We start from the raw sequence: 12,285 nt of genomic DNA on the forward strand, positions 1-12,285 counted from the left end.
TTAATAAATTTTAATTAAAAAAATTAAACGTTGAGCTTTAACCTAATAATTGTTTGAAGAAAACTTCACCGCTTGAAACTTTAGTTTGAACATTATTTTCATCGGTTATAATGAATAATCCTCTTTCATCAATACCTGTAAAATAACCTTTAAGTATAGTGTCTTTATTTAAACTTACTTCAGTATAATTATTTAAGCCATAGGCATGATCTAACCAACTTTTTCTAATATTAGTGAATCCATTTTTTTCCCATTCAGAAAAAGTTTTAAGAAAATTATTCATGAAATGATCCAGGATTACATCATCTTCGAGCTTAATATTTTCAGCTGTTAAACTTGTAGCAGGGAGTTTTCGTTCAGGTAAGTCAGGGTGATTATTTATATTTAATCCAATTCCTATAACTAAATAATCAACATTATCAGAACCAGCGCTAATTCCACTTTCAAGTAATATTCCAGCGCATTTTTTATCGTTTAATATAACATCATTCGGCCATTTAAGCGAAAAATGTTTATGTGATAAAGCCTCTAAAGTTTTTGCTAGTGCAACGCCTGTAACAAATACCAATTGACTTGCATGATCAATTAAATAAGGTTTATTAATTAACAAAGAAAAAGTTAAGTTTCCAGGATTTGAAAGCCACGCTCTTCCATATTTTCCATGCCCCTCGGTTTGAATTTTACCCCAAAGTAAAAAATTATTTCTCAAACCACGTCTACCAATTCGCTGAGCTTCAGTATTAGTACTATCAATTTGGTCGTAGATTAAAACTGTAAATTCGTCTTGCCAATTAGTGTATTTCATAAAATGCGAAGTTTAAAATTTTACCAAAAGAATTTTGCATCAATATAAATAATAAATTTATAGCTGCCATTAAGCTTGCAATAGCTGAAAGCCCTAAGGAAGGTTGAACTACTAAATTTTGATTATCTTGATCAAAATACATGATTTTTACTATATTCAAATAATAATAAGCTGAAACTACAGAAATGACTACTGTAATTGTTGCAAGCATTACATAACCACTATTTATAATTGTTTTTAAAATAGCAAATTTTGCAAAGAAGCCTGCAAGTGGAGGAATTCCTGCCATTGAAAACATTAAAATAGCAATTATTGCTGCTAAATACGGATTCGATTTAGAAAGACCTGCAAGGTCATGAATATTCTCAAAATGAGCAGTGTTTTCTTCAATCATAATAATGCATGCAAATGTTCCTAAAGTCATGATTGCATAAATCATTATATATAAAAGAATACTTTGATTACCAAGAGTGTTATTAGCAACAAATCCTAATAATACAAAACCCATGTGACCTATGGAACTATAAGCAAGTAACCTTTTAATTTTATTTTGTTTAACAGCAGCAAGAGCACCAATTAACATAGTAATTACTGCAACGAAAATAAATATTTGATTCATATATTCATGCCAACGACTAAAAATAAAGTCAAACATTCTAATAATTAAACAAAGAGCGGCAATTTTTGGTGCTGATGAGAAAAATGCAGTAAAAATTGTTGGTGAGCCTTCATAAACATCAGGTGTCCACATATGAAATGGAACGGCTGAAATTTTAAAGAAAAATGCTACTAAAATTAAAATCAAGCCAATTAAAATTGCTATTGGAACATTATGAATATCTATAAATTCGTTATTATAAAGCGATGAAAGGGCGCTGAAGCTAATTGTTCCTGTAAAGGTGTAAACAAGTGAAATTCCATAAAGGAGTAAACCTGATGCAAGAACGCTTAAAATAAAATATTTTAAGCCCGCTTCTGTCGAACGAGTATTATCCCTTCTTGAAGCTGCAAGTATATATAAACAAAGAGTTTGTAACTCAATACCCATATACATTACGAGTAAATTATTACATGAAGCCATAACAAGCATTCCAAGTAATGAAGATAAAAGTAGTGTAGGAAGCTCAAATTGATATTCACTATTTGAGGTATTTTTAACCGAACCTAACATTAGAAGCGTAATTATGGTAGCAAAAATGCAAAGAGCTTTAAAAACTATGGTTACTGAATCTATATAATAAATATCATTTAAATTTATTGAATAATGTAGGTAATGAAAACTTCCTAAATCATATAAGAATATTAAAGGAATAATAAGAAGCCCTGCAGAAAGATAGCTAAGAAAACTTACACGGTTTTTTTTAGAAAAAACGCCAATAAGAAGTGTTGTAATAATAATGAATAATATTGAAATTTCAGGAAATAGTATTTTATTTGATAATATATTTCTCATTAATTCTGACTGCATTGTCTATTCCTACTTTAAATTTAGCACAGTTGCTATAGGTTGTAAGTTCTTAATGGAACTATGTAAAATGTTATTAACTAGAGAAGGGTAAAACCCTAAAACTATAGTGAGTATTGCAAGTGGAGCAAATATAACTATCTCTCTCATTTTTAAATCTTCTAGTGTAATAACATTAGAATTCTTTATTTCCCCAAACATTGTACGAGCATAAAGTGACAGCATGTACATAGCCCCAACAATTACACCAAATGCAACAAATGTAGCAGCTATAGTGCTATAGTTATTAAATACAGATAATATAACTAAAAATTCTCCAACAAATCCACTTGTTCCAGGTAAACCAACTGAGGCAAGCATAAACACCATAAAGAAAGTAGCAAGTAATGGCATTCTTTCTGCAACACCACCATAAGCTGCAATTTCTTTAGTATGCATGCGATCATAAAGTGAACCAACAACTAAGAAAAGTGCTGCTGAAACTATACCGTGGCTAATCATTTGAAAAATTGCGCCATAAAAACCTGTTTCATTAGTAATAACTAATGTTTTATTAGTTAAGTCAAAGCCTTTAGCTGTGGTAAAAATTCCAATAGTTACATATCCCATATGGGCAATTGAAGAATAAGCGATCATTTTCTTCATATCCTTTTGAGCAAATGCAACAATAGATGCGTAAATTATGGCAATTATACTTAACACACTAACAAAATCGGCGTAATAGACCGATGCTTCAGGAAACATTGGAATTGAAAATCTTAAAAAGCCATAACCACCTAATTTTAATAATATTCCTGCAAGTATTACAGAACCAGCTGTTGGAGCTTGAACGTGTGCATCAGGTAACCAGGTGTGAACAGGAAACATTGGTACTTTAACTGCAAAAGAAGCAAACATAGCAAACCATAGATATTGCTGAATATCAAATGGTAAATTACGTGCATTGATTGTTAGCGTCCAAATGTCAAAGGTCTTAAATTGGCTATAAAGGTAAATTATAGCAATAAGTAAAAATACTGAACCTAGGAAGGTATATAAAAAGAATTTAAAAGCAGCATATATTCTATTGTCGCCTCCCCAAATACCAATAATTAAAAACATTGGAATAAGCGATGCTTCAAATAATATGTAGAAAAGTAATAAATCAAGGCTTGAAAAAACACCAATAATAATACTTTCAAGAACTAAAAAGCTTATTAAAAAGAAAACAGTTCTTTCCTTAATTTTTTCACTAGCAAGAATACAAAGAGGCATTAAGAAAGTAGTAAGTACAATCAATGATAAAGCCATTCCATCAACACCTAGGATTGGTGTAGCATTTCCATAATATTCTAGGAAAACAAAATTAGGATATGAAGTACTACTTAGTGGATTGTTTATAATTCCTAAACTAATTACTGCAGCTATTAATGAAATAATAAAATTTATAATTGTAACTGATAAAGTAAGAATTTTAGCTTGCTTAATATTTGCTATATTTTTGTTATTAAAGAAAAAAAGCAAAATGCCAGCACAAATTAAAGGAAGGTAAATTAAAACTGAAAGTAAAGGGAAATTTATCATAAATACCTACATTTTATGTGATTCATAAGGAATTCTGAATTCAGCAAAATCCCATATATATCCATTAATATCTTTAATTCTAAGGGTAGTATCGCCCCAAAACTGTACCGTTGGTTCGTGAAGTATAGTTAAATTATGATTTTGAAATTCTTTAAATTTTTCCCGAACGTTATTTGTGTACAAATAAAAAGTTACAACAAGAGGGCCGTCTTTTTCAATAGGCGGAGTCATAGGATGAGGAATTTGTCCTTTATATGCTTTTGGTTCATGTAACATAATACTTGAATTTTGATAGGTTAAAATAGCAAAAATTATATTACCTTCATCATTTTCAGCGCATTCAACTATTTCAAAACCAAATAAATTTGTGTAAAGTTCAATTGATTTTTCTATATTTATAACTGCCAAATTGGTTATCATTGCGCCAATATTGTCAGGTAAACTTAAATTTTCATTATTTTTATTTTGCATATCAATCCCATCCATCTTATTTTAATTCGTCAGGAATTAAATCTTCTATCACTTCACTTTGAATCATTTGAGCAAAATCCCAAATGTAGCCATTTATATCTACTACCCTAAAAATTTTATCGCCCCAAAATTGTAGCTTAATATCTTCTAAAAAAGTTAAACCATAACTTTTAAATTTTTCATATTTTTCTTCAAGATTATTACAATAAATATAAAGGCTTATAGGGCTATTGTGTCCTGTTATTACAGGAGGTAACATAGTTTTTTCAGCTCCTAATATGCCTGCTTCTGAAAGTACAATGTTATAACCATTATAAGTAAGACGTGCGAATAAAATTTTTCCGTTCCTATGTTCTACTTGTTGATGAACAAAAAAACCAAAAACTTTAGTATAAAATTCAAGCGATTTATTTGTATCTGCAACAGAAAGTGTTGTAGTTAATAAATTTTGTCCAGGGCGAATTTTAATATCTTCCATACAAACTCTATAATTTTATTATAATATAACAACTAATCATAATAAGCAGTCCTACAAGCATAACAAAAGCGTAATGATAAACATAACCGGTTTGTAAGTGACTCACATATTTTGAAAATGTTTTTGTTAATTTACTAAATCCATTTGGCCCTAAATCATCTACAATTTTTTTGTCTAAATAATTCCATGCAAAATTAGCTAGCTTTTTAATTGGACGTACAAAGCATGTATTATAAATTTCATCAAAATAATATTTATTATAAGACATTAAATATGGTATTTTGAAAGTTTTTATGAGTTTATCACTAGATTTTGGCATAACTAAATACATTAAAAACGCAAGGCCAATTGCAATTCCTCCAAGAACCATAGGAGCTATTTTTATATTCTGAGGAGTGTGATGAATGACTTCTAACAAATTATGTTCAGGAAGCACTTTGATTGCTCCATGCCAAAATTCATGATTTGATTCAAGAACATGAAAAACGTCATGGCCTACAAAACCTGCAAATCCTGCTCCTATTGCTAAAATTAATAATGGCATAAGCATGACAAAGGGAGATTCATGAATATGACTTTCAACTGTTGCATCGTAATTTTTTTCACCATGGAAAACTTTAAAAATTAAACGCCATGAATAGAAAGTTGTAAAGAAGGCTGCTGTTAAACCTAAATAAAAAGCAAAGTTGCCGATTTTAGAATTAGACATAAACGCTGCTTCTAATATTGCATCTTTTGAATAGTATCCAGCAAAGGGCCAGAAGCCAGCAATTGCAAGAGAACCAATCCAAAACATTGAATAAGTAACAGGAATTTTTTTCCATAAATTACCCATTCTTCTTATATCTTGTTCGCCACTCATTGCATGAATTACACTACCCGCACTTAAAAAGAGAAGGGCTTTAAAGAATGCATGTGTTGCGAGGTGAAAAATCCCTGCAGCATAAACTGATAAACCACATGCCATAAACATATATCCAAGTTGACTACATGTTGAATAAGCAATTATCTTTTTAATATCATTTTGAGTTAAAGCGATTGAAGCTGCAAATATTGAAGTAATTGCTCCTATAATAACAATCATATTGCGAGCAATTTCTGAATATTCAAACGCAGGAGAAAATCTTGCTACTAGAAATACACCTGCGGTAACCATTGTTGCAGCATGAATCAATGCAGAAACAGGAGTAGGACCTTCCATCGCATCAGGAAGCCAAGTATGTAGACCAATTTGGGCTGATTTACCCATTGCACCTAAAAATAGCGCTATGCAAATAAAATTAATTGCATTTACACTAAATGGGCCTATTTGAATTACTTCATTTAATTTAGTAGCTACTACTGGGAAAATACTGTCAAAATGAATAGAGTTAAATATTACGTAAGTTGCGCATATCCCTATAATAAATGCAAAATCACCAACACGATTAACAATAAAGGCTTTCATAGCAGCTTTATATGCTGATTCTTTTTTAAACCAAAACCCAATTAATAAATATGAGCAAACCCCAACTCCTTCCCAACCGAAGAAAAGTTGAAGTAAATTATCTGAGGTAACTAACATTAACATTGAAAATGTAAAGAGAGATAAATAACTCATAAATCTTGGTACATCAGGATCATCATGCATATAGCCAATTGAATATAAATGTACAAGAGAAGAAACTGAAGTTACAACTATAAGCATAACTGCAGTTAAGCTATCAACTTTAATAGACCAATATGTGAAAAATCCTGGAATATTAAGCCAATTAAATAATACTTCATGTAGCACTTTACCCTGCAAACAAACATCATAAAATGTTTTGCACGAAATAATAAAGGCAATTACTACTAAACTTGTTGTAATAACTTGCGCCATTAAATGAGAAATTTTGCGTGAAAAAATTCCCGCTACACATGAACCTAAGAGGGGTAAACCAACAATTAATTCTATCATTTAAATTATCCTCTCATTTGATTAACATCGTCTAGGGAAACTGAATTACGATTACGATAATAAATTACAAGTATCGCAAGGCCAATTGCAGCTTCTGCAGCCGCTACAGTTAAAATAAATATTGAAAACACTTGTCCTGTTAGTTGTCCAAGCTTCATTGAAGCTGCCACAAAATTAATATTTACTGCAAGAAGCATAAGTTCCACGCACATTAAAATCACAATGATATTACGACGGTTAATAAATATTCCAGCGACACCAATTGTAAATAAGATTGCTGATAAAATTAGATAATGAAAAATTGATATATTCATTAAGTTTAAGTTATTGAGAGATTCCATTGATACCTTCTCCAGTTTTTACTGAAATTACTTTAATAGAATTTTCTTTTGTTCTTGTCATTTGATTCGCAATATCTTGTTTTTTTACGTTTGGTCTTGAACGAAGTGTTAATACGATAGAACCAATCATGGCAACTAAAAGAATAATCCCTGCAATTTGAAATGGGAAAATATAATCGGTATATAAAACACTTCCAAGCTGATGTGTGTTAGTTGTGGTTGCAGGTAGTGCAGGAAGGTAAAAGAAATTAGTTTCACTTGCACGGGCAAATGATTTAGTAATAACTACAAATAAATCAATAAGCAGAATTACTCCAACGCTTAAAGCAAAAGGAATGTTTTGGCTAAAACCTTTACGTAATTCGTTTATATTAATATCTAACATCATTACCACGAATAGAAATAGCACTGCAACAGCACCAACGTAAACAATGATTAAAGTCATAGCTACAAATTCAGCTCCTATTAAAACAAATAGGGCAGCTGCATTAAAGAAAACCATAATTAAAGAAAGAACTGAATGAACAGGGTTTTTAAGCGTTACAACCATTAGTGAAAAGATGATCATTAGTGAGGCAAACAAATAAAATGCCATTGAGGAAAAAAGTTCTACCATTTTGTTACCTAAAAACTCATACAAAAAATATAATGTCTAATAATTAATACTACTCGAAATGAAATATTACAATAATTATCATATTGAGAAATAGAAAAATTATTTGTTGTCTAGATAATAAAATGAAAAAGTTTCTTTTTATTAAAGTATATATTTCAAAAAATTAAATTGAAAACTGCAAAAAATAATGTTGTAATATAATTAATTTATTAATTTTCTATATAAAACATATGAGTTTTTTTTTAAGTAATAAATTTTATAAAATTTGTAGGAATAATTTTTTAGTAAGTTTCTTTATTGTAGGTTTGTTTCAGATATTCAGAAGTGCATTTTACGGTGGAGTTACTTATCAAATATTATTTTTAATCGGTTATTTTATTATAAGTTATATCTTTTATATCTTATATGATATTTTTACTTTTAAATCATACCCGCAATCAAAATATTCCCTTATAATTTTTATTATTTTAGAATGGTTTTTAGAAAAGATATATACTTTCTTAATACCTTTTATCTATCAATTTAGAATGCTAAAATATAATTATTTGATAATTTTAAGAACGATTAAAGTAAATGAAGAGTTTTATAAAAAAATGATTTCTTTGTTTATTGTTTTAGGTTTATTTTTCTTAACTTTATTAATTATAAAACACGTATCATATATAGGTATGGAAGAAAGTATAAAAGAATTAATTGATAAAAGTGATTTAATGTTTAATTAATTACACTATATTTTTATTAGGCCAAAATCATTTTATTTAAAAATAAAATGATTTATCTATATTCAGCTTCTTTCTTAATATTTTCTGCGATTTGTTGTTCCCACACAGCTCCATTTTTTAGCAACTTTTCTTTATCATAAAATAACTCTTCACGAGTATAAGTTGCAAATTCGTAATTTGGACCTTCAACAATTGCATCAACTGGGCATGCTTCCTGACAAAAACCACAATATATACATTTAGTCATATCAATGTCATAGCGAGTGGTTCTTCTGCTACCATCTTTACGTTCTTCTGCTTCAATTGTAATCGCTTGAGCAGGGCAAATTGCTTCACAAAGTTTACAAGCAATACATCTTTCTTCACCATTAGGATAGCGTCTTAATGCATGCTCACCACGAAATCGTGGGCTTATCGCTGATTTTTCATACGGATAATTTATAGTAACAGGTTTTTTAAACATGTATTTTAAAGTTAAGATCATTCCCGAAACCAACTCTGAAAGAAGAAAGGAACGCGCTTGTTTATTAAACATTACTAAAGCCTCATCGATTTTCTAAAAAAATTTATCAATACTTGCAATTGTACAAGATTCTTACTTATAATGATTTGATTTACAAGATAAAAATTGTTAACGCAAGATTTATTTGTACAACTGCTATTATACATTGGAAAATCATTTATACAACTATAAATTACATAAACTAATAATAATTTTAGGAGAAAATTATGAAAAAATCATTATTAATAACTAGTTTTATTATAGTAAGTAATGTTATTTTTTCACCGTTAAGTATTGCTGATACAACTTATGGTGGTCAAACAATGGTTGGTAGTTTAAAAAAAGTTTTAGTAAGAAAGCCTGATTTGTCTTTTGGCAATGTTGATTCTGTAAAATGGCATTATACGAGTAAACCAATTTTAGATGAAGCTATAAAAGAACATAATGATTTTGTTGAAATCTTAAAAAGTGAAGGAGTTGAGGTTATTTATCATAATCAAATTCTAGAGAATCATGCGGATGCAATTTTTGTTCACGATCCTGCAGTTATTACTGATTACGGTGCAATAATTTTAAGAATGGGAAAAGAGCTTCGTCGTGGTGAAGAAGAAGCAATGAAGAAAAAATTTATTGAATTAAATATTCCAATTCTTTACGAGCTTAAAGGTACAGCTACTGCTGAAGGGGGTGATATTCTTTGGCTAGATGATAAAACTTTAGCAATAGGTCGTGGTTTTAGAACAAATCAAGAAGGAATAAATCAAATTAAAGATGCGGTTAAACCATATGGTATTGAAGTTGTTCAAATTGAATTGCCATATGACCAAGGTAAAGAAGCATGTTTACATTTACAATCTCTCATAAGTTTAATTGATCATAAAAAAGCTTTAGTATATTCAAAATTGCTTCCAGTTTCTTTTATTGAAATTTTAGAACAAAAAGGTTTTGAATTAATTGAAGTCCCAGAAGAAGAATTTGCTAAAATGGGCCCAAATGTTCTTGCAATTAAACCGAATGTTTGTCTTACAATTGAGGGGAATGTAATTACAAAAGCTCGTTTAGAACAAGCTGGTTGTAAGGTTCACATTTATAAAGGAAATGAGATTTCTAAAAAAGCTGAGGGCGGCGCAACCTGTTTAACCAGACCAATTTTAAGAGAGATGTAAGGATTTAAGAATGGAGTGATAAAATCACCCCATTCTTTATTAAATTTATACATATTTCATAGCTTCTTTAAGCCACTCTTTTACTTGGAGTGTAAAAGAAGTATCAGGGGCGTTAAAATAAGCTTCATAGAAATCTTCTTTTAGTTTTATATCATCACCAAATATTTCATCCATTAATTCAATCCATTTTTTAGCTAAGTTTTTACCTATATAACTTTTTGGATCTTCTATTATATTATTATGAATTTCCGTAATAATATTTTCTCTACGTTCATTATAATAAGCTTTGAAAGCTTGATCGATCCATAATACTACGTTTTGCGGAATAGGAGAATCGGGAATCTCTCCTTTTTTGTAATCCTCCCGATAGTAGTACGTAAGATAGCATTTTCTTTACCATACACTGAATTGACATGATCCATCCATTCTTTTGCTAATTTTTTTCCTATATTGCTTAATGGACTGTGATCAAGGTGTTGAATAGTTTTTTGAATTAATTCTGCCCATTTGTTTTCATAATTCTTTTTTTCTTCTTCTGAATATCGAGTGTTAAGTTCAGCGAAATCTTTTAGCTGATCTTTTGAAAAAATCTTACCTGCCCAAGTTTGTTCTAGTTCTTGTGTCATAGTATATACCTCAATTAATTTAATAGTAATTTTCCAATCTATCTCAAGTTTCTTTACTAGTGAGTCAATTGTTTCATCTAAAACTTTTGTAGCTTCGGTTAAAGATTCAATTTGCTTTTGTAAACATCTTTTTTGAGCATGTAGTTGTTCAACATAGCTATTGCAATCGTTGCTTAAAAAATGTGCGATTTGGGAAAGCTTAAAACCAAAAAATTTTAGAGAAACAATTTGTTGTAACTTTGATAAATCAGCTTCAGAGTATAAGCGATAGCCATTTTGTAAACGTATTGACGGCTTAAGTAATCCAATATCATCATAATGATGTAAGGTTCTTACCGAAATTTTTGTAAGTTTACTAAACTCTTTTGGATACCATTTAGCCATTGTTTTACTCCTTATAAGCTATAGGCTAATCTCTAACGTAGCGTTAAGGTCAAGAGATATTATATAAAATACTAGAAGAGTTTAATAAATTGATATAAAGATAATACCTTAGTATTAATATAATGAAGTTATAAACAAAACTTATAAGATAGAAAGAAATTTTAAGTTTTGTTTATATAAATACTACACCTTCGGTAAATTATCAGTAAGCATAAGGACGCTTGCAATTAATACTACCCAAATAAGTGATAAGGGTAAGAAAATTTTCCAACCTAAGCGCATTAATTGATCATATCTATATCTTGGGAAAGAACCACGTACCCAAAGGAAACAGAAAAGGACAAATGCAACTTTTGCTGCAAACCAAACAAATCCTGGAACAAAGTTTAAGAATTCTAAGTTAAAAGGTGGTAACCATCCGCCCATAAATAAAATTACCATCATCGAACTTGTAAGAATCATGTTCGCATATTCCCCAAGGAAGAACATAGCAAATGTAAGGGATGAATATTCAACGTTATATCCCGCAACAAGTTCCGCTTCAGCTTCTGGTAAATCAAATGGTAAGCGGTTAGTTTCTGCTAAAATAGAAATGAAAAATACAACCGCCATTGGTAATAATAAAATATCGATATACCAAGGTATGTGCTTTTGAGCGAGCACTATGTCCTGTAAGTTTAAAGAACCAACAGTAAGCAAAACGGTTATAATAACAAGACCCATGGATACTTCATATGAAATCATTTGTGCTGAAGAACGAATAGCTCCAAGGAATGCATATTTTGAATTACTCGCCCAACCAGCCATGATAATCCCGTATACACCAAGCGAAGAAATTGCTAACAAAAAAAGAACACCAACATTAATATTTGCGATTGCCATATTTTCACTAACTGGAACAACTGCCCAACCTACGAGGCTTAAGAAGAATGTTACCATAGGGGCAAGTAAGAAAATTACACTATTAGCTTGTTTTGGTACGATAATTTCTTTAAAAGCAAGTTTAATGCCGTCAGCAAGTGGTTGAAGTAAACCGAAAGGTCCAACAACGTTTGGGCCTTTGCGCAATTGAATTGCGGCTATAACTTTACGTTCTGCATAGGTTAAATAAGCAACGCATACAATCAATGGAACAACTAGAAATAAAATTTTTATTACAATCTCTAGTAATTTGAAAAAAGCATCAATCCACATATTTAGGTCCATA

The 12,285-nt window shown here is 30.1% G+C and carries 13 protein-coding genes; 2 read left to right on the top strand and 11 right to left on the bottom strand.

The genetic code is table 11. From position 1 onward, the window contains the following. Positions 1 to 37 precede the first annotated feature (37 nt). From J0H68_01860 to J0H68_01895, 8 genes are read right to left on the bottom strand one after another with little or no spacing between them, the layout of a single operon-like run. Positions 38 to 805 (bottom strand): biotin--[acetyl-CoA-carboxylase] ligase, encoded by a 768-nt coding sequence (locus tag J0H68_01860; GenBank protein MBN8827435.1) that lies wholly within the window; start codon positions 803 to 805, stop codon positions 38 to 40. Continuing rightward, a complete protein-coding gene (locus tag J0H68_01865; GenBank protein MBN8827436.1) occupies positions 792 to 2,273 on the bottom strand; it encodes an NADH-quinone oxidoreductase subunit N in 1,482 nt (493 codons plus the stop codon). Before J0H68_01865 ends, J0H68_01860 begins: the two co-directional genes overlap by 14 nt. Positions 2,274 to 2,282: 9 nt before the next feature. Continuing rightward, entirely contained in the window at positions 2,283 to 3,833 is a 1,551-nt protein-coding gene (locus tag J0H68_01870; protein ID MBN8827437.1) for an NADH-quinone oxidoreductase subunit M, read from the bottom strand. Between the two features lie 6 nt (positions 3,834 to 3,839). Beyond that, positions 3,840 to 4,304, bottom strand: a complete 465-nt coding sequence (locus J0H68_01875; GenBank protein MBN8827438.1) for a VOC family protein — start codon at positions 4,302 to 4,304, stop codon at positions 3,840 to 3,842. Positions 4,305 to 4,320: 16 nt separating this feature from the next. Continuing rightward, on the bottom strand, positions 4,321 to 4,782 hold the full coding sequence (locus J0H68_01880) for a VOC family protein (protein ID MBN8827439.1): 462 nt from the start codon (positions 4,780 to 4,782) through the stop codon (positions 4,321 to 4,323). Positions 4,783 to 4,789: 7 nt separating this feature from the next. Further along, positions 4,790 to 6,721: an NADH-quinone oxidoreductase subunit L gene (gene nuoL, locus J0H68_01885; protein ID MBN8827440.1), complete on the bottom strand. Its 1,932-nt coding sequence runs from the start codon at positions 6,719 to 6,721 to the stop codon at positions 4,790 to 4,792. A 5-nt stretch (positions 6,722 to 6,726) separates the two neighbouring features. Then, positions 6,727 to 7,035: an NADH-quinone oxidoreductase subunit NuoK gene (nuoK, locus tag J0H68_01890; GenBank protein ID MBN8827441.1), complete on the bottom strand. Its 309-nt coding sequence runs from the start codon at positions 7,033 to 7,035 to the stop codon at positions 6,727 to 6,729. A gap of 10 nt (positions 7,036 to 7,045) precedes the next feature. Further along, entirely contained in the window at positions 7,046 to 7,678 is a 633-nt protein-coding gene (locus J0H68_01895; GenBank protein MBN8827442.1) for an NADH-quinone oxidoreductase subunit J, read from the bottom strand. 527 nt (positions 7,679 to 8,205) lie between these two features. Between J0H68_01895 and J0H68_01900 the strand changes: the two genes are divergently transcribed. After that, a complete protein-coding gene (locus tag J0H68_01900) occupies positions 8,206 to 8,400 on the top strand; it encodes a hypothetical protein (GenBank protein ID MBN8827443.1) in 195 nt (64 codons plus the stop codon). Positions 8,401 to 8,452: 52 nt separating this feature from the next. On the opposite strand, the gene nuoI is transcribed toward J0H68_01900, so the two are convergent. Continuing rightward, complete coding sequence (nuoI, locus tag J0H68_01905; protein ID MBN8827444.1) at positions 8,453 to 8,935, bottom strand: NADH-quinone oxidoreductase subunit NuoI; 483 nt, start codon at positions 8,933 to 8,935, stop codon at positions 8,453 to 8,455. Positions 8,936 to 9,129: 194 nt separating this feature from the next. Here nuoI and J0H68_01910 point away from each other — a divergent pair, with 194 nt between their 5' ends. Continuing rightward, positions 9,130 to 10,068 carry an amidinotransferase gene (locus tag J0H68_01910; protein MBN8827445.1) on the top strand — a complete coding sequence of 313 codons (939 nt, stop codon included), beginning with the start codon at positions 9,130 to 9,132 and terminating at the stop codon, positions 10,066 to 10,068. 311 nt (positions 10,069 to 10,379) lie between these two features. On the opposite strand, the gene J0H68_01915 is transcribed toward J0H68_01910, so the two are convergent. Then, a complete protein-coding gene (locus tag J0H68_01915) occupies positions 10,380 to 11,078 on the bottom strand; it encodes a MerR family transcriptional regulator (GenBank protein ID MBN8827446.1) in 699 nt (232 codons plus the stop codon). A gap of 183 nt (positions 11,079 to 11,261) precedes the next feature. Next, on the bottom strand, positions 11,262 to 12,284 hold the full coding sequence (nuoH, locus tag J0H68_01920) for an NADH-quinone oxidoreductase subunit NuoH (GenBank protein MBN8827447.1): 1,023 nt from the start codon (positions 12,282 to 12,284) through the stop codon (positions 11,262 to 11,264). Position 12,285: the final 1 nt, after the last annotated feature.

This window comes from Sphingobacteriia bacterium, assembly GCA_017304685.1.
In the GTDB taxonomy this organism is placed as follows: domain Bacteria; phylum Pseudomonadota; class Alphaproteobacteria; order Rickettsiales; family 33-17; genus JAFKLR01.

Excerpts from the sequence above, each read along its gene's own strand:
- J0H68_01860 (MBN8827435.1), bottom strand. The coding sequence starts at position 805 with ATGAAATACACTAATTGGCAAGACGAATTTACAGTTTTAATCTACGAC.
- J0H68_01865 (MBN8827436.1), bottom strand. The coding sequence starts at position 2,273 with ATGCAGTCAGAATTAATGAGAAATATATTATCAAATAAAATACTATTT.
- J0H68_01870 (MBN8827437.1), bottom strand. The coding sequence starts at position 3,833 with ATGATAAATTTCCCTTTACTTTCAGTTTTAATTTACCTTCCTTTAATT.
- J0H68_01875 (MBN8827438.1), bottom strand. The coding sequence starts at position 4,304 with ATGCAAAATAAAAATAATGAAAATTTAAGTTTACCTGACAATATTGGC.
- J0H68_01880 (MBN8827439.1), bottom strand. The coding sequence starts at position 4,782 with ATGGAAGATATTAAAATTCGCCCTGGACAAAATTTATTAACTACAACA.
- nuoL (MBN8827440.1), bottom strand. The coding sequence starts at position 6,721 with ATGATAGAATTAATTGTTGGTTTACCCCTCTTAGGTTCATGTGTAGCG.
- nuoK (MBN8827441.1), bottom strand. The coding sequence starts at position 7,035 with ATGAATATATCAATTTTTCATTATCTAATTTTATCAGCAATCTTATTT.
- J0H68_01895 (MBN8827442.1), bottom strand. The coding sequence starts at position 7,678 with ATGGTAGAACTTTTTTCCTCAATGGCATTTTATTTGTTTGCCTCACTA.
- J0H68_01900 (MBN8827443.1), top strand. The coding sequence starts at position 8,206 with ATGCTAAAATATAATTATTTGATAATTTTAAGAACGATTAAAGTAAAT.
- nuoI (MBN8827444.1), bottom strand. The coding sequence starts at position 8,935 with ATGTTTAATAAACAAGCGCGTTCCTTTCTTCTTTCAGAGTTGGTTTCG.
- J0H68_01910 (MBN8827445.1), top strand. The coding sequence starts at position 9,130 with ATGAAAAAATCATTATTAATAACTAGTTTTATTATAGTAAGTAATGTT.
- J0H68_01915 (MBN8827446.1), bottom strand. The coding sequence starts at position 11,078 with ATGGCTAAATGGTATCCAAAAGAGTTTAGTAAACTTACAAAAATTTCG.
- nuoH (MBN8827447.1), bottom strand. The coding sequence starts at position 12,284 with ATGGACCTAAATATGTGGATTGATGCTTTTTTCAAATTACTAGAGATT.